Origin of the sequence: Mycolicibacterium rutilum (assembly GCF_900108565.1) — a bacterium.
GTDB lineage: Bacteria > Actinomycetota > Actinomycetes > Mycobacteriales > Mycobacteriaceae > Mycobacterium > Mycobacterium rutilum.
Genome location: NZ_LT629971.1, coordinates 932,064 through 953,502, shown reverse-complemented (window position 1 = coordinate 953,502; position 21,439 = coordinate 932,064). Strand labels below are relative to the sequence as shown.

The following is a 21,439-nucleotide window of genomic DNA, read 5'->3' as shown; positions in this document are numbered from 1 at the left end:
CATCACCGCCGGGCATCTGCCAGGAGTGGACCTCGGATTCCGGCACGGTATGCCCACCGTCGAACTGCACTGCGCCGCCCCACCGCAGGCGGTGTGGGACGTCATTACCGACCTCGACACCTGGCCGCAGTGGGGTCCCACCGTCTCGGGCGCCGAACTCAAGGAGCCCGGCCCGCTGCGGCTCGGGTCCGAAGGCAACGTCGTGACGCCGGTGGGCCTGAAGCTGCCGTTCACCATCACCGAGTTCCGCCCCCGGCACTGCTGGGCGTGGCAGGTCGTCGGCGTCGGCGCCACCCGCCACGAAGTGCTTGCGGAGGACGACGGCTCCCGGATCGTGTTCGGCGTCCCGTGGTGGGCGACGGCCTACCTGCCGGTGTGCGCCATCGCATTGCCGCGCATCGCCAAGCTCGCGATGAACCGCCGCTAGCCGCAGACCGCGCCGATCGCCGCCGATCCGACCAGCTTGGTGTACTTCGCCAGCACGCCCGTCGTGTAGCGCGGCGGCAGCGGCTCGAAACCGGTCTTGCGCGACTCGAACTCGGCCTCGTCGACCAGGAGGTCGAGCGTGCCGTTGGCGACGTCGAGCCGGATCCGGTCACCGTCACGCACGAACGCGATCGGCCCGCCGTCGACGGCTTCCGGGGCGATGTGCCCGACGCACAGGCCCGTCGTCCCGCCGGAGAACCGGCCGTCGGTCATCAGCAGCACGTCCTTGCCCAACCCCGCGCCCTTGATCGCGCCGGTGATGGCCAGCATCTCGCGCATCCCGGGGCCGCCCTTGGGGCCCTCGTAGCGGATGACGACGACGTCGCCGTGCGTGATCGTGCCGTCCTCCAGCGCATCCAGCGCCGCCCGCTCACGCTCGAAAACCCTTGCCGTGCCCTCGAAGACGTCCGAATCGAAGCCTGCCGACTTCACCACCGCGCCCTCCGGGGCGAGCGAGCCGTGCAGGATCGTGATGCCGCCGGTCGGGTGGATCGGATCGCCCATCGCGCGCAGCACCTTGCCGTCGGGATCCGGGGGAGCGATGTGCGCCAGGTTCTCGGCCATCGTCTTACCCGTCACGGTCAGGCAATCGCCGTGCAGCAGACCGGCATCCAGCAGCGCGCGCATCACCACGGGCACGCCGCCGATCTCGTCGACGTCCTTCATCACGTGGCGACCGAACGGCTTGACGTCGGCCAGGTGCGGCACCTTCTGCCCGACCCGGGTGAAGTCCTCGAGCGTCAGCTTCACGTTGGCCTCGTGCGCGATCGCCAGCAGGTGCAGCACCGCGTTGGTCGACCCGCCGAACGCCATCACCACCGCGATGGCGTTCTCGAACGCCTCCTTGGTGAGGATGTCGCGCGCGGTGATGCCGCGGCGCAGCATCTCCACGACGGCCTCCCCGGACTTGCGCGCAAAGTCCTCGCGCCGCTTGTCGATCGCGACCGGCGACGCACTGCCCGGCAGCGACAGGCCGAGGGCCTCGGCCGCGCTGGCCATCGTGTTGGCGGTGTACATACCGCCGCAGGCGCCCTCGCCCGGACAGATCGCGCGTTCGATGATGTCGACGTCCTCGCGCGACATCAGGCCGCGCACGCACGCGCCGACCGCCTCGAAGGCGTCGATGATCGTGACTTCCTTCTCGGTGCCGTCGGTGAGCTTGGCGACACCCGGCATGATCGAGCCGTTGTAGAAGAACACGCTCGCCAGGTCCAGGCGGGCGGCCGCCATCAGCATGCCGGGGATCGACTTGTCGCAACCGGCCAGCAGCACCGTGCCGTCCAACCGCTCGGCCTGCACGACGGTCTCGACGCTGTCGGCGATCACCTCGCGCGACACCAGCGAGAAGTGCATGCCCTCATGGCCCATCGAGATGCCGTCGGACACCGAGATGGTGCCGAACTCGAGCGGATACCCGCCGGCCTCGTGCACGCCGCCCTTGACCGACTGCGCCAGCCGCTGCAGCGACATGTTGCACGGGGTGATCTCGTTCCACGACGAACCGACGCCGATCTGCGGCTTGGCCCAGTCGTCGTCGCCCATGCCGACCGCGCGCAACATCCCGCGTGCCGCGGTCTTCTCCAGGCCGTCGGTAACGTCGCGGCTGCGGGGTTTGATATCCGGAGTTTCTGAGGGCATCAAACGATTATGCCTTCGGCGTTTCTCCCGGACCAAACCGTTTACATACCCCGCAGGGGTATTCGGTAGGCTGGGTCCATGTCGTCGTTGACCGCCCGCCTCGCTGCTGTTCTGCTCGCCCTCGCCACCGCGCTGCTGTTGTCGTCGTGCAGCAGCCCGGCTTCCGACGGCCACACCGACCACGAACATCCCGACGAGCCGGTGATCACCGGTGAACCCGCCGGCTACAACGCCGACGACGTGTCGTTCGCCACAAACATGATCCCGCACCACGAGCAGGCGGTCGAACTGTCGGCGCTGGTTCCCGAACGCTCCACCAATCCCGAGGTCAAGGCCCTCGCGGAGCAGATCTCCGGCGCGCAGGGGCCCGAGATCCAGACCATGAAGGTGCTGCTGGTGCAGTGGAAGGAAAATCCCGACGCCGGTAGCGGGCACGAGGGCCACGGCGCCGACATGCAGGGCATGGTCGACGAGGCGACAATGACCCGGTTGAAGTCACTCACCGGCGCCGAGTTCGACACGCTGTGGCTCCAGTCGATGATCAGCCACCACCAGGGGGCCATCGAGATGGCCAAGGCCGAACTGGCCAACGGTGAGAACGTCGACGCCAAGCGGCTCGCGCAGACGATCGTCGACACGCAGCAGGCCGAGATCAACCAGATGAACCAGATGCTGGGAGGCTGAATGACTGGGGCGCATGGCTATTCGCAGCAGAAGGACAACTACGCCAAACGGCTGCGCCGCATCGAGGGGCAGGTCCGCGGCATCGCCAAGATGATCGAGGACGACAAGTACTGCATCGACGTGCTGACCCAGATCAGCGCGGTCAACAGCGCGCTGCAGTCCGTCGCCCTCGGTCTGCTCGACGAGCACCTCGGCCACTGCGTGTCCCAGGCCGTCTCCGAGGGCGGCGACCAGGCCGAGGCCAAACTCGCCGAGGCCTCGGCCGCGATCGCGCGGCTGGTGCGCTCCTAACTCAGCGCGTCGTCGATGCGCTGCACCTTCGCGGTCAGCTGACCGGTGTGCCCGGGCCGGATGTCGGCCTTGAGCACCAGGCTCACCCGCGGCGACACCGCCGCCACCGCGTCGACGGCCCGCTTCACGACGTCCATCACCTCGTCCCACTCGCCCTCGATGTTGGTGAACATCGCATTCGTCTCGTTGGGCAGACCCGACGCGCGCACCACCCGCACCGCCTCGGCGACGGCGTCACCGACGCTGTCGTCGCCGCCGGTCGGGCTGACGCTGAAGGCAACGATCACTGCTTGCTGTAGCCGGTCGGGCGGACGACGAGGATCACCCGGTCGGCCTTGTCGGCGGGCGGTTCGGTCAGCGGCCCGTTGTAGCGGTCGTTCAACTGCAGATAGAACGCGCCGGTCGGATCGGGTTCGATCGCCTCGACGACACCGCGCACCTCGAGATAGCGGTACGGGTTGTCCGGGTCGCTCACCGACATCGCGATGGCCGGCTGCCCCTCGATGTTGCGGTACTTCTGCCGCTTGGTGGTGTGGGTGAACCGCAGCACCTCGCCGTCCCAGGCGAACCACATCGGGTTGACCTGCGGGGTGCCGTCAGGCCTGACCGTCGCCAGGTGTCCGTACAGCGGGAGGTCGAGGAGATGCTCGTATCCGTCGGGAACGGCGACCATGAAAGATCCTTCCTGGTAGGGGGCGACGACGGGTTACCCGGTGACAACCGGATCTAGCTCCCCCGAGCATCCCGTCTCGCGCGCGATGTAACAACCACCCCGCAGCGGCGATGAACCCTGCAGGTCAACGACGAGATTTGGGCGGACGACCAAGGCGTTCGGGGCCGCGCGCGGGCTCATCATGATCGGGCGCTATGCCACACTGGACGAAGTTTCTCGATCGGGAGGTTCTGTATGCGAAGGCCGATGCGTAGCCGGCTGCTCACCGCCATCATGGCGGCCGGGCTGGTCGGCGGGATGGTCCTGAGCGCCCCGTCCGCGCTGGCCCAGCCGCCGGTTCCGCCCCCGCCGCCACCGCCACCGGTGAACCCGTTCGCGCCTCCGCCGCCCGCCGACCCGTTCGCGGCACCGGCGCCGCCGCCTCCCGCCGAGGCGCCGCCCGCCGCGCCGGCCCCGGCCAACCCGTTCTTCCCGCCGGCCAATCCGCTGGCGCAGCAGCAGCCGATCCCCGAGGGCACGCCCGCCGGGCAGAACCCGACGCCGTACGTCGGGGCGCCGGTCTTCGCGCCGCCGTCGTTCAACCCGACCAACGGCTCGATCGTGGGCGCCGCCAAGCCGATCTACATCAACTTCCAGCGGCCGATCGCCGACCGCAAGATGGCCGAGGACGCGATCCACATCTCGTCGAACCCGCCGGTCCCCGGCCGGTTCTACTGGACCAGCGACACCCAGGTGCGCTGGCGTCCGCAGGACTTCTGGCCCGCGGGCACCGTCGTCAACATCGACGCCTCGGGCACCAAGTCCAGCTTCAGCGTGCCCGAGCAGTTGGTGGCCACCATCGACGACGCCACCAAGCAGATGGAGATCCACCGCAACGGCAAGCTCGAGAAGACGTTCCCGATCTCGATGGGCAAGGCGGGCAACGAAACTCGTAACGGCACCTACTACGTGCTGGAGAAGTTCCCCGACATCGTGATGGATTCGTCGACCTACGGCGTGCCGGTCGACTCGCCGGACGGCTACAAGCTCAAGGTGAAGAACGCCGTGCGCATCGACAACCAGGGCATCTTCGTGCACAGCGCGCCGTGGTCGGTCGGATCGCAGGGTGAGGAGAACGTCAGCCACGGCTGCATCAACCTCAGCCCGGCCAACGCCCAGTGGTTCTACGACAACTTCGGTTCCGGCGACGCGGTCGTCATCAAGAACACCGACGGCGGGCTCTACAACCAACCCGACGGCGCGTCGGACTGGCAGATTTTCTGACGGGTTCGGTGCGCTAGCAATCGCCACGCGACTGCTAGCGCACCGAAACCGCTAGTTCCAGATACGCACCCGGCGCTGCGGGTCCAGGTACAGCGCGTCGTCCTCGCTGATCTCGAACGCCTCGTAGAACGCGTCCATGTTGCGGATCACGCCGTTGCAGCGGAACTCCGGCGGTGAGTGGGGGTCGATCGCGAGTCGACGGATCGCCTCGGCGTCACGGGATTTCGTGCGCCACACCTGCGCCCAGCCGAAGAACACCCGCTGTTCGCCGGTGAGCCCGTCGAGCACCGGCGCCTCTTCGCCCTTCAGCGACAGCCGGTAGGCCAGCAGCGCGATCGACAGGCCGCCGAGGTCGCCGATGTTCTCGCCGACAGTGAACGCGCCGTTCACGTGATGCCCGTTGCTCAGCTGCCGCGGCACGTACTCCTCGTACTGCTCGATGAGTTTCTTGGTGCGCGAACCGAACTCGGTGCGGTCCTCGTCGGTCCACCAGTCGACGAGGTTGCCGTCACCGTCGTACTTGGCGCCCTGGTCGTCGAAGCCGTGGCCGATCTCATGACCGATCACCGCACCGATACCACCGTAGTTGGCGGCGTCGTCGGCGTCGGCGTCGAAGAACGGCGGCTGCAGAATCGCTGCGGGGAAGACAATCTCGTTCATCCCCGGGTTGTAGTACGCGTTGACGGTCTGCGGCGTCATGAACCACTCGTCGTTGTCGACGGGTGCGCCGAGCTTGGCCATCTCGCGGTCGTATTCGACCGCGTAGCCCCGGCGGTAGTTGCCGTACAGGTCGTCGCGCTCGATCACCAGCGCCGAGTAGTCGCGCCACTTCGCGGGATAGCCGATCTTCGGCGTGAACTTGTCGAGCTTGGCCAGCGCCTTCTCCCGCGTCTGGGGCGTCATCCAGTCCAGCGAGTTGATGCTGACCCGGTAGGCCTCGCGGATGTTGGCCACCAGCTCGTCCATCCGGTCCTTGGCCTTCGGCGGGAAATGCCGCTGCACGTACAGCTTTCCGACCGCGTCGCCCATCAGGCTCTCCACCACCGACACCGCGCGCTTCCACCGGTCCCGGATCTGCTCGGTGCCCGAGAGCCTGCGGCCGTAGAACGCGAAGTCCTCGGCGACCAGGTCGTCGGTGAGCAGGAACGCGCGCGCATGGATGAGCCGCCACCGCAGCCAGTTCTTCCAGTCATCGAAATCCGCGCCCGACCAGGCCTCCGCGAATGAGGTCAGGTAATCAGGTTGGCGGACAACCACTTCGGCGGCCTTGTCCGGTGTGGTGCCCAGCGCGGTGACCCAGCCGGCCCAGTCGAAGCCGGGCGCCTCGTCGGTCAGGTCGGCGAACGCGCGCAGGTTGTAGGTCAGGTCCGCGTCACGACGCTTGACGACGTCCCAGTGCGCGGCGGCCAGTTTGGTCTCCAGCGCGACGATGCGCGCCGCCGTCTCGTCGTGGTCACCGAACCCGAACACCAGCCTGAACATCGCGGCGATGTGCTGCGGGTAGGCGGCCAGGATCTCGGCGTGCTGCTCGTCGCGGTAGTAGGACTCGTCGGGCAGGCCGAGCCCGGACTGGCTCAGGTGCAGCAGATATCGCGTCGAGTCCTTCGAGTCGGTGTCGACGTAGACCCCGGCGCCGCCGCCGACGCCGGTGCGCTGCAACTTCCCGAGCACCTGGGCCAGCTGCTGGGGCGTCGCCGCGGCGTCGATCGCGGCGAGCTCGTCGAGCAGCGGCTGCACACCGCGGCCGGCGACCGCTTCCTCGTCCATGAAGCTCGTATAGAGGTCACCGATGCGCTGCTCGTCGGTGCCGGGAGCCGCGCCCGACTCGGCGGCCTCGGTGATGATGTCGCGGACATGCTCCTCGGCCCGGTCATACAGCGACCGGAAGGCGCCGTCGGTGGCGCGGTCGCCGGGCATCTCGTACTCGGCGAGCCAGCGGCCGTTCACGTGGCCGAAGAGGTCGTCCTGCGGGCGGGCGTCGGCGTCGACGTAGCTCAGGTCGATGCCGGATTTGATCGCTTCTACCGTCACCCCACCAGGGTGCCAGAACGTCCCGGTACCCTCACGCGCATGCCCGAGGACGAGCCCACCGAAGCCGACGACGGTCCCGTCTTCACCCGGTACGGCATCGCGTCGACGGTGCTGGGGGTCATCGCGGTGGCCGCCGTGGCGCTGGCCGCGCTGGTCTATACCCAGCACCGCAGCGACGCCGACGAGCTGCACTACCGCACCCGCGTGATGCAGGCCGCCGCCGAGTGGACCGGCGTGCTGATCAACATGAACAAGGACACCGTGCAGGCCGACATGGTCAAGCTGCACGAGGGCACCGTCGGCCAGCTCAACGCCGACTTCGACGCCGCCGTCGAGCCGTACCGCCGCCTGGTGCAGACCCTGCAGTCGCGCACCTCGGGACAGATCGACTCGGTGGCGGTGGAGTCGATCTACCATCCGCCCCCCGGTCCCGACGGTGCCCGCCCGCCGCGGCCCCAGCCCGAGCTGGACGAGTTCGCGTCGCGTACCGACACGGTGACGGTGGTCGCGACGTCGGTCAGCGAGAACGTCGGCGACGACAAACCGAAGACGGTGCGCTGGACGCTGCGCCTCGACGTCTCCGATGTGGACGGCAACCTGATGATCTCGCGGCTGGAGCCGATCCGATGAGGAATGCGTGGCGGGTCGCGGCGTTCGACGTCGCGGCACCCCTGTCAGCGATCGCGGCGCTGGTCTACATCGGGATGGCGCTGGGCTGGCCGCTGTGGTGGGTCTCGGTGTGTTCGGTGCTGTGCCTGCTGATCGTCGAGGGCGCGGTCGTCAACGTGGTGCTCGCGCGCCGCGACGCGGTGACCGTCGGCACCGACGACGACGGGCCCGCGTTGCGGCTCGGCGTGGCGGCGGTCGCGACGCTGGCGGTGGTGGCCGCGGTGCTCGTCGGCTACCTGAAGTGGACGGTGCCCGACCGCACTCTGCGCAACGACAGCGCGGAGGTGGTGGGCATCGCCAGCAGTGTGGCCGAGGCCTCGGCGACGTTCACCCCGCAGAACCCCACCGCGTCGATCGACCGCGCCGCAGCGCTGATGGCACCCGACCGTGCCGACGCGTTCAAGAACGAGTTCACAGCGGTGGCAAGGGATTTGACGAGTCGCAAGGTGTCGGCGCAGGCGAGCACGGTGTCGGCGGGTATCGAGGCGATCGGCCCGTCGGCGGCCAGCGTCGCGGTGATCCTGCACGGCACGCAGAGTGCACCGGGTAAGCCGTCGGACACCGCGGTGCTCGCGCTGCGGGTGACGTTGACGAAAACCGACGGACGCTGGCTGGTCGACGACGTGTCGCCGATCCACTCCCGCTGACGCTCGGCCCAGAGGCTCAGAGAAACTAGAAGCCTGCCGAGCCGAGCAGGCGGGCGTGGTCGACCTTGATGCAGCGGTCCATCACCACCTGCAGTCCCGCGGCCTCACCGTCGCGGGCGATCTGCGGGTCCCACAGCCCCAGTTGCAGCCACAGCACCTTGGCGCCGACGGCGATGGTGTCGGCGAGTACCTCGGGTAGGTGGTCGCGGCGGCGGAACACGTCGACCAGGTCGGGCACCACCGGCAGGTCGGCCAGCGACGGGTAGACCGGGGTGCCGTCGACATCGCTGATCGTCGGGTTGACCAGATACAGGTCGTAGCCGCCGGCGGCCTTCAGGTAGGTCCAGATGTCGTGGCTGGCGCGGGCGGGGTTGTTCGACGCGCCGACGATCGCGATGGAGCGGGTGTCACGCAGGATCTGTGCGAGATCCATCAGCCCTCGCCGGCCTGCCTGCCCGCGCGCATCCGGCCGAAGCGCTCCGACAGCCGCTTCATCCGCACCATGAGCGCCGCCGACGGGCTGGTCTGCCCGTGCAGGTATTTCGCGAAGTCGTCGGCGGGTACGCCGATGCGGGACGCGAACTCCTGCTGGCCCAGCCCGGAATGTTCGAGCAGCACGCGGATGTGGCGCGCCACCTCTTCGCGCTCGTTGGCCTCGAGGTGTTCGCGGGTGCGGCTCAGCACCTCCGACAGCGCCTTGGAGACGCCGTACGGCCGAGCGGTTTCGAGCACCTCTTCGACCTGACGCGCGGTCCGGCCGAACGGGTCCCGTTTGATCGCGGCGACGATGCGCTGCCACACCGCCAGGTCGTCGGTCTCCAGTGCCGCCCGGATCGCTGAGGTCGGCCAGAACTCGACGGGCCGCTCGTCGGCCGGCGGCCGGCCGTTCTGCGGCAGCGGACGGTCGCCGGGGGCAGGCTCGCGACGGCGAATGTCGGACGTCACCGTCACCTCGCCTCCTCCAGCATCGCGACCGCCACCGAAAGGCACCGCTCTTTGACCTTGGCCCACTCCGCCTCCGCCTCAGGGCCCGACATCCGCGTGTCGTGCTCGTCGGAAGGCTGCGGGTCGGCCAAACGGCGGACCAACTGGGTAGCCACCCACTGCTTCCTTGACTGTTGTCCACAGTAGTACCGGTCCATGGCGGTCAGTACCTCTGCGGCGGTACGAGTCTCCATCGACTCGACCAGATCGGCAAACTCCGCGAAATCGCGGGTGGTGTTGCGGCACATGATCAGGTAGCTCTTCAGTCGCAGTGTCTCGGCGCCGGTCGGGATCTGCAGCCGATCACCGGTCGGGAGTTGGACGTTGGTGGTTTCCATCGGGCTGCGCCGTTCCACCGGGGCCCGCGCGTAGTCGGTTTCGGTGGCCAGTGCGTCGAGCGCCACCGACAGCCGGCCGTTCCACATGGTCACCGGATGCACCGGCAGCCGGGTCGCGGTGGTCACCGCGGTGCTGCCGGCACCGTTGCGGTGCGTGCCGTTGAGCCGTTCGGCGCTGCGCAGCTTGGTGACGGGGCGGCAGCCGCTGAACGCCAGCGGGTCGGCAACCGTAACTGCCTGCGGGGCAAGGTTTTTGAGCTTCGCCGCCGACCTGACCGCCAGCCGCAGTTCCGATCCGCTCGGCGACAGCGACGACAGGTCGTCGGGAATGATGATGAGGTCGGTGTTCTCGACCTTGGGCAGCGGCTTCTCGAAGTCCACCGACGGCAGGATGCGGTTCAGCCAGCGCGGCAGCCACCAGTTCCACTCGTCGAACATCGCCATCAGCGCGGGCACGAGCACCAGCCGCACGACGGTGGCGTCCACCGCGATCGCCACCGCGCACGCCACCCCGAGCTGCGCGACCAGCGGCATGCCCGCGAACGCGAACCCGATGAACACCGCGATCATGATCAGCGCCGCGCTGGTGATCGTCCTGGCGCTGGTGCTCACGCCGTAGGCCACCGCGTCGCGGGTGTTGCCGGTCTGCAGGAAGCGCTCCCGGATCCGCGTGAGCAGGAAGATCTCGTAGTCCATCGACAGGCCGAACGTCAACGCCAGCACCAGCGGCGGGATCGTGCTGTCCAGCGACGTGATCGGCTCGAAGCCCAACCGTTCCAGCCAGCCCCACTGGAACACCACGACGAGGCTGCCGTAGGCCGCGGCGACCGACAGCACGGTCATCAGCACACCCTTGAACGCCAGCACCACCGACCGGATCGACACCAGCAGCATCAGGAACGCGATCAGCGCGACGAACACGAACACGAACGGCTGGGTGGCCGACACCCGGTCGTCGAAGTCCTTGATCAGCGCGGTCGGGCCGCCGACGTCGACCTTGGCGTCACCGAGCCCGGGCGTTCCCGGCAGCTCGGCGCGCAGCCAGTCGACGGTCTCGCGGGCGCCCATGTCCTCGGGGTCGACCGACAGCACCGCCGACAGCAGCGCGTGCCGGTAGTCCTCGCCGAACGCCGCGGGGCTGACCGACACCACGTTGGGCGCCTGGGCCATCCGCTGGCGCACCGCGTCGAGCAGAGGCTCCTTGGCCGGGGCTGACGCGGCGTTGCCCTCGGGGAACGACATCAGCACCCGCACGGGGCCGAGCGCGCCGGGGCCGAGGGCCTCCGCGGCGGCGTTGACGCCGCCGCGGATCTCGTGGGTCGGCTCGAACTGGCGTTGCATGCTGTTGCCCAGCACCATCGAGAACGCCGGCGCGGCCAGCGCCAGCAGCAGCGCGGAGGCCGCCAGCGCCGACACCCACGGCCGCCGCATCACCCACCCGGTCCAGCGGGTCCAGAACCGCGACTGCGTCGACTCCGGGCGCCGGGACCAGTGCAGGTACGACGACCGTTTGGCCGCGGCCCGGCCGAACGTCGCCAACACCGCCGGGGTCAGCGTGGTGGCGGTCAGCACCGCCACCGCGACCGCCAGGATGGCGCCGGTCGCCATCGACACCAGCACCGGCGTCTGGATCAGGTAGATCCCGGTCACCGACGCGATGACGGTCACCCCGGACAGCACCACCGCCAGCCCGGACGTGGCCATCGCGGCGTCGGCGGCCTGCTCGGGTTCTCGGCCCGCGCGCAGCTCCTCGCGGAACCGCATCAGGATGAACAGCGAGTAGTCGATGGCCACCGCGATGCCGAACATCGACACCGTCGGCGTGACGAACACCGACATCGCGGTGTACTTCGACAGCAGGTAGACCAGCCCCATCGTCACCACGACGGTGCAGATGCCGAGCAGCAGCGGCATCGCCGCGGCGGCCAGCGAGCCGAACACCGCGAGCAGAATGATCAGGACGATCGGCAGGTTCCACTTCTCGGCCTGCGCGATGTCGTGTTTGGTGGCCTGCGTCGCGGCGGCGCCGAGCGCGCCCTGCCCGATCACATAGGCCTTCACCCGGCCGTCCTCGAGCTCGCCGGGGTCCTCGCCCTGGATGCCGACCTTCTGCCGCAGCTGCTTGGCGACGTCGACGGCACCGGTGTTGTCGAAGTCCAGTTGCAGCGTGATGACGTAGGGGCGGTCGGGCTGCGGCGGTGGTTGGCCGGCCGCGCCGGGCGGGTTCGGCACCACCGTCACGCTGGGCACCTCGGCGGCGAGCCGTTCGAGTTCGGCGACCGCGCGGTTCATGTCGTCGAACGACGCGTCCGCGCGCGGGGCAGCGACCAGCGCCAGCGGAGACGCCCCCTGATCGGGGAAGTGCTCTTCGAGTTCGCGCTGCACACGCAACGACTGGGAGCCTTCGACCTCGAAGCCGCCACCGGTGAGATGGCCGGACTGGTTCAACGCCAGGTAGATCGAAGGTGCCAAGAGAAGCAGCCATACGGCGAACACCGCCCAGCGATATCTGCGCAGGTTGCTGCTCAAGCGCATCATGAACTGCTGTATCGGATGTCCCCGCTTTCTGCCCGGCGTTGCGTGCCCGAAGCGTACAACAGCGTGAGGTAGGCTGCCGCGCCCTTCAAGCGGCCCCAAGAAGATGCCAGCATCGCCTCACGCCGCTCTAATGGAGTTCTCGCGAATCGCCGCCGAACCGTTACCCGCGGCTGTGGTCGCACTGCCTCTCAGCTGTGGGTTTGCTCGCTGGATTGGCGGCTCCAACCGCGCGGATGGCAGGATGAGCGCTGGCCGTAGCGCCGTCGGGGACATCGTTGCTGTCCGTTGCGAGTGCGTTTGCGACGTCCGTCGTCCGTTCGCAAACCGTTAGGAGTTGTCCATGAAAACGACCGCGCGTGCGATGCGTCGAGGTTTGTTCGCCGTGTTCGCTGCCAGCGCCGCGGGCGGGGCCGCGGTCGCGGCCCTGGCAATGCCGTCGGCCCCATCGGCGACGGCCGCTCAGGACCCGTGCGCGGCCAGCGAGGTCGCCAGGACGATCGGTTCGGTGGCGACGTCGACCGGCAACTACCTCGACCAGCATCCGCAGACCAACCAGGTGCTGACGACGATCGCCAAGCAGCAGGCCGGACCGCAGTCGCTGGCGATGCTCAAGAACTACTTCGACGCCAACCCCTCCGTCGCCAAGGACATGCAACAGCTGCAGCAACCGTTGACCAGCCTGTCGGGCAAGTGCAACCTGCCGCTGACCATGCCGCAGTTGCTCGGGCTCATGCAGGCTGCGCAGCAGAACGGCGGGCTGCCCGCGAGTTTGCCGGCGCAGGCGCCGACCGCACAGACGGCGGGGCTGCCCGCTGCGGGTGCCGCCTCGCAAACACCTGCGGCGACGACAATTTCGCAGGGCGGTGGGCCGCTGCCAGGGTCGGCCATCGCCGGTCTGCCCTGACGACCGCGACGCGCAGCTACTTCTCCGGCCCTCGCTGACCTGGGGTTTCGGAGTTTCTCACGATTGGTTGAGCGCAAGGCAAGAAAGTCGGCCGACATTCTGCTTAGCTTTTCAGCGTTGGTCCCAATCGGTAACCGGCCTGGTTACGGCCACACCACTCTTGATGAAGGAGCCTGTCCATGTTGCTCTCGGCCCGTATTGCGCGACGTGCGGTAGCTGGCGCGGTCGGCACCGGCGCAATTGCCGGTGCGATGTTCTTCGGTGCGATGCCCACGGCCGGCGCTGAGCCGCCGAACTGCACGGCCGCCGACCTCGCCGGCGTGGCGTCCGGCGTCTCGGCGTCGACCTCGGCTTACCTGTTCACCCATCCGGACGTGAACTGGTTCTTCACCAGCCTCGAGGGCCTGCCGCGCGAAGAGGTCCGGACCAAGGTGCAGGACTACCTGAACGCCAATCCTCAGACCAAGGCCGACCTGACCGGTATCCGCCAGCCTCTTGTCGACATCAAGAACCGCTGCGGCGACACCAACGGCGACGGCCTGGCCGACAGCTAGGCCAGCGTCCGGTTGGCACCTGAGTCGGCCGCGCACCCCGAAGGTGCGGGCCGCACCGTGCTGATGGTCGACGACGACCCGGACGTACGGACCTCCGTTGCGCGCGGACTGCGCCACTCGGGGTTCGACGTTCGGGTCGCTGCGTCCGGCAAGGAAGCACTGCGACTGCTCTCCAACGAGTCTCACGACGCGTTGGTGCTCGATGTGCAGATGCCGGAGCTCGACGGGGTCGCCGTCGTGACCGCGCTGCGGGCGCTGGGCAACGACATCCCGATCTGCGTGCTGTCGGCCCGCGACACCGTCAACGACCGCATCGCGGGGCTGGAAGCCGGCGCCGACGACTACCTGACCAAGCCGTTCGACCTCGGCGAGCTGGTCGCCCGGCTGCACGCGCTGCTGCGCCGGTCCAGCCACTCCGAGCAGCAGTCCGACACCATGACGGTCGGCCCGCTGACCATCGACACCGCCCGCCGACTGGTCTTCGTCGAAGGCGAACGCGTGGACCTGACCAAGCGGGAGTTCGATCTGCTCGCGGTGCTGGTGGAGAACGCCGGTGTGGTGCTCAGCAGGCAGCGTCTGCTCGAACTCGTGTGGGGCTACGACTTCGACGTCGACACCAACGTCGCCGACGTCTTCATCTCGTATCTGCGGCGCAAGCTCGAACGCGACGGCCTGCCGCGGGTGATCCACACGGTGCGCGGGATCGGATACGTGCTGCGCGAGGAGTCGTGAGGGCGCCGCGGATCCTGCGCTCGGCGTCGCTGCGCACGCGGGTGGCGGTCGCCTCGGCGGCCGCGGCGTCGGCCGTCGTCGCCGCCTTCCTCATCCTGACCTCGGTGGTGTTGGCGAACAACGATGAGGTGCAACTGGATCGGCGGCTCGACTCGATCGTCGACGCCAGCATGTCCCCCGATCAGTTGCTGGGGACCCCGCCGCAAGGCAGGGGAGATCCGCGCCGCGGTGTGCTGACCACCGGGCGGTCCCGGTCCTCCGGTCAGGTGGTGTTCCAGCGCGGCTTCCAGTTGCCGCCGCTGCCGCCGGGCACCGAGACCGTCGAGGTCAACGGCGTCGAGTACCGGGTGCGCACCGTCACGGTCAACGAGGACGGTGGGATGCTGGTGTCGATCGGCATCCGCGCCGACAGTATCCTGTTGAGCCCCAGGCGAATTCCGCTCTACTCGGGTGTCGGCGTGGTGACAGTGCTGATCGCCGCCGGGCTGGGCTGGCTGCTCGCGGGCCCGGCGATCCGGCCGCTGCGCAGGCTCACCGAACACACCAAGACGCTCGGCGAGGGCAGCGACGACATGCCCGAGGTGCGTGGCGTTCGGGAGGCCGAGGACCTGTCCGAGGCGATGTCGGCGATGCTCAGCCGCCTGGCCGCCGCCCAGCAGGCCACCACGAACTCGCTGCAGGCCGCCCAGGACTTCGCGGCCAACGCCGCCCACGAGTTGCGCACCCCGCTGACCGCGATGCGCGCCGACCTCGACACCCTGCGCATCCACGACCTGCCCGCCGAGGAGCGCGACGAAGTGGTGGCCGACCTGTCCCGCGCGCAACGCAGGGTCGAAGCCATCATCACCGCGCTGGGGCAGCTGGCTTCGGGTCAGCTCGCGCAGGCCGAGGACCGCGAAATCATCGTCGTCACAGAACTTCTCGACCGGGTGGCCCGGGAGAACGCCCGCGTCGGCGGCGCGGTCGAGATCGTCGTCGAGGCCGACGACGACCTCGGCACCATCTGGGGCTGGCCGGGCGGTTTACGCCTGGCGGTGGACAACCTGGTGCGCAACGCGGTCACCCACGGCCGCTCCAGCCGCATCGTGCTCGCCGCGCACCGGCACGGCTCGATGATCACCATCACCGTCGACGACAACGGCTGCGGACTGCCGGTCGAGGAGCACACCGCGGTGCTGGGCCGGTTCTCCCGCGGCAGCACCGCGGCTCCCGGCGGGTCGGGACTCGGCCTGGCGCTCGTCGCGCAGCAGGCGCAGCTGCACGGCGGGCACATCGAGTTGTCCGACGGCCCGCTGGGCGGGTTGCGCGCGACGCTGACGGTGTCAGCGACGGGTCATGAAATGGACGCCGGCGCGCCAGCCGAGAAGTAGCACCGCAGTCGAAATCGACGCCACCACAATGAAAGCCGGTGCGGTACCGGCGTCGGTGAGCTTGCGCAGCAGCATGCCGATGACGATCGTGCACACCCACACCGCGACACCGGTGGGCAACAGCGCGTAGGGCCGCCGCCAGCCCAGCGACAGCACCCAGCCGGCCGCCGCCCCGGTCACGAAAGGCCAAGCGGTCGAAGCTATTCCGGTCAGGTCGAGGCCCTCGGCATGGCTGCGCCTGCCGATGGCCGCGAACACCACGACACACGCCAGATCGGTCGCCAACGCGGACAGCGCCGCGCGCGTGGTCTCCGGGCTCGCGACGGGCATCAGGCGTCCTCACAGGCGTCGGGGTCCACGTCGGTCTCGGTGCGGAACATGAAGAAGAACACCACCCACCCGATCGCGGCGATGAAGATCCAGCTGATCAGCCGGTAGATCAGCATCGCCGAGATCGCCGACGCCAACGTCATCCCGCTGGACACCAGGCCGGGCACCAGCACGGCCTCGACCACCAGCAGGCCGCCCGGCATCAGCGGGATCGACGCGACCGCGCGGGCGGCGACGTACGCCACGATCACCCCGAGCAGCGACGGCTTCCCGCCGGCGGCGTAGCAGGCGAACAGCAGTGTGCCCACCCCGGTCACCAGCGTGAACATCGACCAGGTGAAAGCCACGCCGAGCTGGCCGCGGCTCAGCTTGACCGACTCGAGCTGCGCCAGCGTCTCGCGCCACTTGGCCAGCCCGTTGTCGGACGGCTTGGCGCGCAGATAGTTCACCCACGACAGCACCCGCACACCGATGCCGTCGAGCAGATCCGGCCGCGACGCGACCGCCTGCGCCAACACGATCAGCATCACGAACCCGGCCAGCGTGAAGATCAACGAGAACGGATTGTGCTTGGCGCCGAGGAAGAACGCGCTGCCCAACCCCAGCAGCGCCAGGCTGATGACCTGCAGCGCACCCGACATCACCAGCTGCCACGACGCGATCACCGGCGTCGCGCCCCACATCCGCTGCTGGCGGTAGATGAACGTCGCCGACAGCACCGGCCCGCCGGGCAGCGTCGTGCTCAACGAATTGCCCGCATAAAACGCGGCCTGCGAACGCCACTGCCGCACCGGCACACCGGCCGAACGCAGCAGCTTGCGCTGGATGTCGCCGAAGAAGTGCATGGACGCCAGCGCCGTGCCGATCCCGGCCAGCACCCACCACCACTGTGCGGTGTAGAGGCTGTGCCACGCCTTGGCCAACTGATCCCAGACCAGGCCCAGCTCGACGGTCAACACGACGACCGCGACACCGAGGATCGCCCACCGCAACCACCAGTACTTGCTGCGGGCGGTCCCCTGGGTGCGGGCTGCCCTCGCAGGCGCATCGTGGGCCACGACGTAAGAGTAGAGCGTGTCGCCGCCGATTCCGGAGATCCGATGATCATGGGAGCAGGCCGTTACGCTATCGGGATGCCCGCCGGCTCCTCCCTCGATCCGATCGGTGACGCGGCGGTGACGCCCCTGGTCCGCAAAGCCGCAGCCTGGTCGTGGCGACTGCTGCTCATCTTTGCCGCCGTCGTCGTGCTGCTGTGGACGGTCAAGCGGCTGGAGATCATCGTCGTGCCGGTGGCGCTGGCGACGATGCTGGCCGCGCTGCTGATGCCCGCCGTCGACTTCCTCGACCGCCGCGGGGCGCCGCGCGGTGGCGCGGTGGCGCTGATGCTGCTCAGCGGTTTCGCGGTGGTCGGCGGGATCCTCGCGTTCGTCGTCAGCCAGTTCATCGAGGGCGCTCCCGAGCTGACCGAGCAGGTCAGCCGCAGCATCGACGGCCTGCGCGCCTGGCTGGTCGACGGGCCGCTGGGGCTGAGCCGCGAACAGATCGAACGCTCCGGCGACGCGGCGATCGAGGCGCTGCGCGACAACCAGGAGCGGCTGACCAGCGGCGCGCTGTCGACGGCGGGCACCGTCACCGAGATCGTCACCGGCGCGCTGCTGGTGCTGTTCACGCTGATCTTCCTGCTGCAGGGCGGGCGCAACATCTACGAGTTCGTCACCCGGATCTTCCCGACCGACGTGCGCGGGCGGGTGCGCGACGCGGGCCGCGCCGGGTTCCACTCGCTGATCGGCTACATCCGCGCGACGTTCCTCGTCGCGCTGGTCGACGCGATCGGCATCGGCACCGGCCTGGCGATCATGGGGGTACCGCTGGCGCTGCCGTTGGCCTCGCTGGTGTTCCTCGGCGCGTTCATCCCGCTGGTCGGCGCGGTCGTCACCGGCTTCCTGGCGGTGATCGTCGCGCTGATCGCCAAGGGCGCGATCTACGGGCTGATCACGCTCGGGTTGATCATCGCGGTGCAGCAGTTGGAGGGCCACGTGCTGCAGCCGCTGGTGATGGGCCGCGCGGTGTCGATCCACCCGTTGGCGATCGTGCTGGTGATCGCCGGCGGCGGTGTGCTCGCCGGAATCGTCGGCGCGCTGCTGGCCGTGCCCGCCCTGGCGTTCCTCAACAGCGCGGTGCGCGTGCTGGTAGCCCGCGACCCCGAAGCCGAGCAGGAGGCGCTCGACGCCGACGACGGCCCGCTCGTCAAGGCCGAATCCGACGACGTTCCCGAAAGCTGAGCCCTACAGCCGGCCTTCGCGGCGCAGCAGGTCCTGTGCGCTGACCCCGCCGCCACGGCGCTGACGTTCTTCGTCCTCGCGCGTGTTGAGCTTCTCGGTCGCGGCCTCGACATCCTTCCCCGCTTGCGGCGTCGGGATCGCCGTCGTCGCATCGGGGTCCTGCCGCGGGGGCGTCGGCCGCGCGGTCGGGATCGCGGTCGTCGGCTCGTTGCCGGCGTCGGGTGCGGGACGCGGCGGGCGGGGCGGTCGCGGTCCGGGCGGTGCCGGAGGCGGGGGAGCGGACGTGCCGCGCAGTTCGCCGAGCCACGACTCGATCTCACGTTCCTCACGCGCCGGGCGGCCGCGGCCTTCCGGCGGGACCGGCGGGGCGGGCGGTGCCGGCGGCCTGGCGGCCTGACGCGTCGCGGCGGCGGCGTTGGTCACCGCGTTGCGGACGGCGTTCTTCGCGATCGACAGCTTGGTGGTCTGCGGCTCGTCGGCGGGCGGGGCCGCGCTTGGGATCCGGGTCGTGCCGGCGACCGACGGTGCGGTCGCCCGCGGTGCGGCCCGCGTCGCTCCCGGACGCGTCGAACCCTCGGCGGCCGGATGCGTCGGATCGTGCGGTGGGCGCGGCCGATCGAGCGGACGCGGCGGCACAGGCGCACCCGCACCGACCAACGCCTCGGGGCTCTCGACACCGTCGCGCACCGCCGGACGCCTGCGCTCGTCGGGCAGTTCGGTCTCGCCGAGGCCGAGCCGCTCCTGGATGCGCTTCATCCACTTCGGCGCCCACCAGCAGTCGTCGCCGAGCAGCTTCATCACCGCCGGCACCAGGAACATTCGGATGACGGTGGCGTCGAGCAGCAACGCGAGCAGCAGACCGAACGCGAGGTACTTCATCATCACCAGGTCGCTGAACACGAACGCGCCCGCGACGACCGCCAGCACCAGCGCGGCGCCGGTGATCAGCCGGCCGGTGGTCGCGGTACCGATGCGGATCGCCTCGGCGGTCGACATGCCACGCTCACGGGCTTCCACCATGCGCGAGACCAGGAACACCTCGTAGTCGGTCGACAGGCCCCAGATCACCGCGATGATCAACCCGATCATCGGCGCCATCAGCGGCTGTGGCGTGTAGTTCATCAAGCCTGAACCGTGGCCCTCGACGAACATCCAGGTGAGCACGCCCATCGTCGAACCGAGCGTCAGCGCGCTCATCACCGCGGCCTTGATCGGCAACACCACCGACCCGAACGCCAGGAACATCAGGATCGTCGTCGTGACGATCAGCAGTGTCACCATCAACGGCAGCTTGTCGAACAGGCTGTGGATACTGTCCTGCTCCAAAGCCGGTGTGCCGCCGACACTTACGTTGACCCCGCGCGGTGGCGTCAGCTCACGTAGCTCGTTGATCTTCTTGGCCGCGTCGTTGCGGTTCTCCAGACCGTTCTGGATCACCCGCACCGACGGGTCCTTGGATCCGCCCTCCTGGACGGACCGTTCCTGCCACATCTTCGACGGGTCGTCCTCGGGGTCGATGAACCCGGACACCGTCATCGCCTTGTTGCGCATGTCGGCGATCTGCTGATCGGTGATCGGCTCGCCGTCGTCGCGTTCCATCACGATGGTCAGCGGTTCGGTGCGGAACCCGGGGAACACCCGGTCGAACTCCTCCTGCGCCGAGCGGACCGGGTTGTCCGGCGGCAGGTACTTCTCGCTGATGCCGCCCAGCGCCAGTTGGCCGAGCGGGATGATCAGCAGGATCATCACGATGACGATCGGCGCCGCGAACGCGACCGGCCGTTTCATCACCCGGTTGACGAGCTTGCCCCAGAAACCCTTCTCGACTTCGGCACGCGTCTTGGTCTTCTGCGTCTTCTCCGAGAGCCACTCGAGGTAGACCCGCATCGGCTTCCAGTTGCGGAAGAACGGCACCCGCAGCAGGGTGCGCACGCCGAGCGCGTCGACGTTGGCGCCCAGGATGCCCAGCGCCGCGGCCAACACGGTGATCGACAGGATCGCCGCCAGCATGACCGACGCGATGATCGCGTAGGTGATCGATTTCAGGAAGCCCTGCGGGAACAACAGCAGCGGCACCGACGACGCGACCAGGATCACCGCCGAGAACATGATGGTGCGGCCCGAGGTCATCACCGTGCGACGCACGGCGGCCTCGGTGTCGTAGCCCTCGGCGATCTCCTCCCGGAACCGGCTCACCATGAACAAGCCGTAGTCCACCGCGATGCCCAGGCCCATCAGCGTCACCACCGGCTGGGCGAAGAAGTGCACGGGCATGAACTCGGCGAGCAGGCGCATGATGCCCAGCGCGCCGGCGATGGTCAGGCCGCCGATGATGCCGGGCAGCGCCGCGGCGACGACGCCGCCGAACACGAAGAACAGCACCACGCACACCAGCGGGATCGCCGCGACCTCAGCGCGGCGCTGATCCTCGCCGATGCTGCCGGTCAACTCGCTGGCCAGCGGGTTGAGCCCGGCGAGCTTGATGTCGCCGCCGTTGATGCTCTGCAGGTCCGGTTCGACGGCCTGGTAGTTCTTCAGGATCTCGTCGTCGGTGTCGCCCTTGAGCGGGATGCTGACGAACGTCTTCGACAGATCGCTGGTCTTCATCTGCTGGACGGTTTCGCTGGCCGCGTCGGGCGCTCGCAGCCACCCGACCCAGCTCACCACCTGGTCCGGATGGTCCTTGACGAACGTGTCGAGCTCGCCGACGACGTCGCGCTGCCACTCGGGATTGTCGACCTTCTCGCCGTCGGGCGGGGTCAGGATCGCGACGACGTGGCTGGTGCGGTCGCGCCCGTAGACCTCGTCACCGATGACCGAGGCGTGCACCGACTGGCTGCCCTCGTCGTAGAAGCCGCTCTGCGTGACGTGGTTACCGAGGGAGATCCCGTAGATACCGCCACCGAGGCAGAGCGCAACCATGACGCCGATGACGATGTATCGATACCGGTACACCGTTCGACCCCACCAGGCGAACACGTAAGCTCCTTACTCGGGTTTTCTCAAGTCAACACCGGCCCTGCGC

At 68.9% G+C, this 21,439-nt stretch carries 21 protein-coding genes; 11 read left to right on the top strand and 10 right to left on the bottom strand.

The genetic code is table 11. The features are described from left to right. The first annotated feature begins 49 nt into the window (after nt 1-49). Entirely contained in the window at nt 50-427 is a 378-nt protein-coding gene (locus BLW81_RS04555) for an SRPBCC family protein (protein ID WP_235632173.1), read from the top strand. Here the strand turns inward: BLW81_RS04555 and ilvD are convergent. Then, on the bottom strand, nt 424-2,124 hold the full coding sequence (gene ilvD / locus BLW81_RS04550) for a dihydroxy-acid dehydratase (RefSeq protein ID WP_083406181.1): 1,701 nt from the start codon (nt 2,122-2,124) through the stop codon (nt 424-426). The two genes, BLW81_RS04555 and ilvD, sit on opposite strands and share 4 nt — an antisense overlap. 78 nt (nt 2,125-2,202) lie before the next feature. On the opposite strand from ilvD, the gene BLW81_RS29245 reads away from it, so the two are divergent. Both BLW81_RS29245 and ricR read left to right on the top strand, forming a co-directional pair. Next, a complete protein-coding gene (locus BLW81_RS29245; RefSeq protein WP_157897586.1) occupies nt 2,203-2,808 on the top strand; it encodes a DUF305 domain-containing protein in 606 nt (201 codons plus the stop codon). Next, entirely contained in the window at nt 2,809-3,099 is a 291-nt protein-coding gene (gene ricR, locus BLW81_RS29240) for a copper-sensing transcriptional repressor RicR (protein ID WP_157897585.1), read from the top strand. On the opposite strand, the gene BLW81_RS04540 is transcribed toward ricR, so the two are convergent. Beyond that, complete coding sequence (locus BLW81_RS04540) at nt 3,096-3,386, bottom strand: thiamine-binding protein (RefSeq protein ID WP_083406180.1); 291 nt, start codon at nt 3,384-3,386, stop codon at nt 3,096-3,098. The two genes, ricR and BLW81_RS04540, sit on opposite strands and share 4 nt — an antisense overlap. Further along, nucleotides 3,383-3,772 carry a PPOX class F420-dependent oxidoreductase gene (locus BLW81_RS04535; protein WP_083406179.1) on the bottom strand — a complete coding sequence of 130 codons (390 nt, stop codon included), beginning with the start codon at nt 3,770-3,772 and terminating at the stop codon, nt 3,383-3,385. The genes BLW81_RS04540 and BLW81_RS04535 overlap by 4 nt, the downstream gene beginning before the upstream one ends. Before the next feature lie 234 nt (nt 3,773-4,006). Between BLW81_RS04535 and BLW81_RS04530 the strand changes: the two genes are divergently transcribed. Further along, on the top strand, nt 4,007-5,035 hold the full coding sequence (locus BLW81_RS04530; protein WP_083406178.1) for a L,D-transpeptidase: 1,029 nt from the start codon (nt 4,007-4,009) through the stop codon (nt 5,033-5,035). 51 nt (nt 5,036-5,086) lie between these two features. Here the strand turns inward: BLW81_RS04530 and BLW81_RS04525 are convergent, their stop codons facing one another. Then, on the bottom strand, nt 5,087-7,066 hold the full coding sequence (locus BLW81_RS04525) for a M13 family metallopeptidase (protein ID WP_083406177.1): 1,980 nt from the start codon (nt 7,064-7,066) through the stop codon (nt 5,087-5,089). Nucleotides 7,067-7,105: 39 nt separating this feature from the next. Here BLW81_RS04525 and BLW81_RS04520 point away from each other — a divergent pair, with 39 nt between their 5' ends. After that, on the top strand, nt 7,106-7,696 hold the full coding sequence (locus BLW81_RS04520) for a hypothetical protein (RefSeq protein WP_083406176.1): 591 nt from the start codon (nt 7,106-7,108) through the stop codon (nt 7,694-7,696). After that, a complete protein-coding gene (locus BLW81_RS04515) occupies nt 7,693-8,382 on the top strand; it encodes a hypothetical protein (protein ID WP_083406175.1) in 690 nt (229 codons plus the stop codon). Before BLW81_RS04520 ends, BLW81_RS04515 begins: the two co-directional genes overlap by 4 nt. Before the next feature lie 25 nt (nt 8,383-8,407). On the opposite strand, the gene BLW81_RS04510 is transcribed toward BLW81_RS04515, so the two are convergent. The 3 genes from BLW81_RS04510 to BLW81_RS04500 are packed head-to-tail and all read right to left on the bottom strand — an operon-like array spanning nt 8,408 to nt 12,242. Further along, nucleotides 8,408-8,815, bottom strand: a complete 408-nt coding sequence (locus BLW81_RS04510; RefSeq protein WP_083406174.1) for a CoA-binding protein — start codon at nt 8,813-8,815, stop codon at nt 8,408-8,410. Further along, the gene (locus BLW81_RS04505) at nt 8,815-9,333 is read right to left on the bottom strand and encodes a helix-turn-helix domain-containing protein (protein WP_157897584.1); all 519 of its coding nucleotides are present in this window, start codon (nt 9,331-9,333) and stop codon (nt 8,815-8,817) included. Before BLW81_RS04505 ends, BLW81_RS04510 begins: the two co-directional genes overlap by 1 nt. Beyond that, nucleotides 9,330-12,242: an MMPL family transporter gene (locus BLW81_RS04500; protein WP_083406173.1), complete on the bottom strand. Its 2,913-nt coding sequence runs from the start codon at nt 12,240-12,242 to the stop codon at nt 9,330-9,332. The genes BLW81_RS04505 and BLW81_RS04500 overlap by 4 nt, the downstream gene beginning before the upstream one ends. A gap of 340 nt (nt 12,243-12,582) precedes the next feature. Here BLW81_RS04500 and BLW81_RS04495 point away from each other — a divergent pair, with 340 nt between their 5' ends. The 4 genes from BLW81_RS04495 (at nt 12,583) to BLW81_RS04480 (ending at nt 15,802) form a co-directional block, all read left to right on the top strand. Then, nucleotides 12,583-13,146, top strand: coding sequence for a hemophore (locus tag BLW81_RS04495; RefSeq protein WP_083406172.1), 564 nt, complete (start codon nt 12,583-12,585; stop codon nt 13,144-13,146). Nucleotides 13,147-13,325: 179 nt separating this feature from the next. Continuing rightward, nucleotides 13,326-13,700, top strand: coding sequence for a heme-binding protein (locus BLW81_RS04490; protein WP_083406171.1), 375 nt, complete (start codon nt 13,326-13,328; stop codon nt 13,698-13,700). Nucleotides 13,701-13,763: 63 nt separating this feature from the next. Continuing rightward, nucleotides 13,764-14,432 carry a response regulator transcription factor gene (locus BLW81_RS04485; protein WP_173839698.1) on the top strand — a complete coding sequence of 223 codons (669 nt, stop codon included), beginning with the start codon at nt 13,764-13,766 and terminating at the stop codon, nt 14,430-14,432. After that, on the top strand, nt 14,429-15,802 hold the full coding sequence (locus BLW81_RS04480; protein ID WP_083406169.1) for a sensor histidine kinase: 1,374 nt from the start codon (nt 14,429-14,431) through the stop codon (nt 15,800-15,802). The genes BLW81_RS04485 and BLW81_RS04480 overlap by 4 nt, the downstream gene beginning before the upstream one ends. Here BLW81_RS04480 and BLW81_RS04475 read toward each other — a convergent pair. Beyond that, nucleotides 15,755-16,132: a DUF3054 domain-containing protein gene (locus BLW81_RS04475; RefSeq protein WP_083406168.1), complete on the bottom strand. Its 378-nt coding sequence runs from the start codon at nt 16,130-16,132 to the stop codon at nt 15,755-15,757. The genes BLW81_RS04480 and BLW81_RS04475 overlap by 48 nt on opposite strands. Then, a complete protein-coding gene (locus BLW81_RS04470) occupies nt 16,132-17,190 on the bottom strand; it encodes a lysylphosphatidylglycerol synthase transmembrane domain-containing protein (protein WP_083406167.1) in 1,059 nt (352 codons plus the stop codon). Before BLW81_RS04470 ends, BLW81_RS04475 begins: the two co-directional genes overlap by 1 nt. A 75-nt stretch (nt 17,191-17,265) precedes the next feature. Here BLW81_RS04470 and BLW81_RS04465 point away from each other — a divergent pair, with 75 nt between their 5' ends. Beyond that, a complete protein-coding gene (locus tag BLW81_RS04465) occupies nt 17,266-18,414 on the top strand; it encodes an AI-2E family transporter (protein WP_083406166.1) in 1,149 nt (382 codons plus the stop codon). 3 nt (nt 18,415-18,417) lie between these two features. On the opposite strand, the gene BLW81_RS04460 is transcribed toward BLW81_RS04465, so the two are convergent. Further along, nucleotides 18,418-21,393, bottom strand: coding sequence for a trehalose monomycolate exporter MmpL3 (locus tag BLW81_RS04460; RefSeq protein ID WP_083406165.1), 2,976 nt, complete (start codon nt 21,391-21,393; stop codon nt 18,418-18,420). Nucleotides 21,394-21,439: the final 46 nt, after the last annotated feature.

What these genes read in the sequence shown, in the direction of transcription:
- ilvD (WP_083406181.1), bottom strand. Translation starts at nt 2,124, where the DNA reads ATGCCCTCAGAAACTCCGGATATCAAACCCCGCAGCCGCGACGTTACC.
- BLW81_RS04500 (WP_083406173.1), bottom strand. Translation starts at nt 12,242, where the DNA reads ATGATGCGCTTGAGCAGCAACCTGCGCAGATATCGCTGGGCGGTGTTC.
- BLW81_RS04465 (WP_083406166.1), top strand. Translation starts at nt 17,266, where the DNA reads ATGCCCGCCGGCTCCTCCCTCGATCCGATCGGTGACGCGGCGGTGACG.
- BLW81_RS04485 (WP_173839698.1), top strand. Translation starts at nt 13,764, where the DNA reads ATGGTCGACGACGACCCGGACGTACGGACCTCCGTTGCGCGCGGACTG.
- BLW81_RS04535 (WP_083406179.1), bottom strand. Translation starts at nt 3,772, where the DNA reads ATGGTCGCCGTTCCCGACGGATACGAGCATCTCCTCGACCTCCCGCTG.
- BLW81_RS04515 (WP_083406175.1), top strand. Translation starts at nt 7,693, where the DNA reads ATGAGGAATGCGTGGCGGGTCGCGGCGTTCGACGTCGCGGCACCCCTG.
- BLW81_RS04475 (WP_083406168.1), bottom strand. Translation starts at nt 16,132, where the DNA reads ATGCCCGTCGCGAGCCCGGAGACCACGCGCGCGGCGCTGTCCGCGTTG.
- BLW81_RS04490 (WP_083406171.1), top strand. Translation starts at nt 13,326, where the DNA reads ATGTTGCTCTCGGCCCGTATTGCGCGACGTGCGGTAGCTGGCGCGGTC.
- ricR (WP_157897585.1), top strand. Translation starts at nt 2,809, where the DNA reads ATGACTGGGGCGCATGGCTATTCGCAGCAGAAGGACAACTACGCCAAA.
- BLW81_RS04530 (WP_083406178.1), top strand. Translation starts at nt 4,007, where the DNA reads ATGCGAAGGCCGATGCGTAGCCGGCTGCTCACCGCCATCATGGCGGCC.
- BLW81_RS04510 (WP_083406174.1), bottom strand. Translation starts at nt 8,815, where the DNA reads ATGGATCTCGCACAGATCCTGCGTGACACCCGCTCCATCGCGATCGTC.
- BLW81_RS29245 (WP_157897586.1), top strand. Translation starts at nt 2,203, where the DNA reads ATGTCGTCGTTGACCGCCCGCCTCGCTGCTGTTCTGCTCGCCCTCGCC.
- BLW81_RS04495 (WP_083406172.1), top strand. Translation starts at nt 12,583, where the DNA reads ATGAAAACGACCGCGCGTGCGATGCGTCGAGGTTTGTTCGCCGTGTTC.
- BLW81_RS04555 (WP_235632173.1), top strand. Translation starts at nt 50, where the DNA reads ATGCCCACCGTCGAACTGCACTGCGCCGCCCCACCGCAGGCGGTGTGG.
- BLW81_RS04520 (WP_083406176.1), top strand. Translation starts at nt 7,106, where the DNA reads ATGCCCGAGGACGAGCCCACCGAAGCCGACGACGGTCCCGTCTTCACC.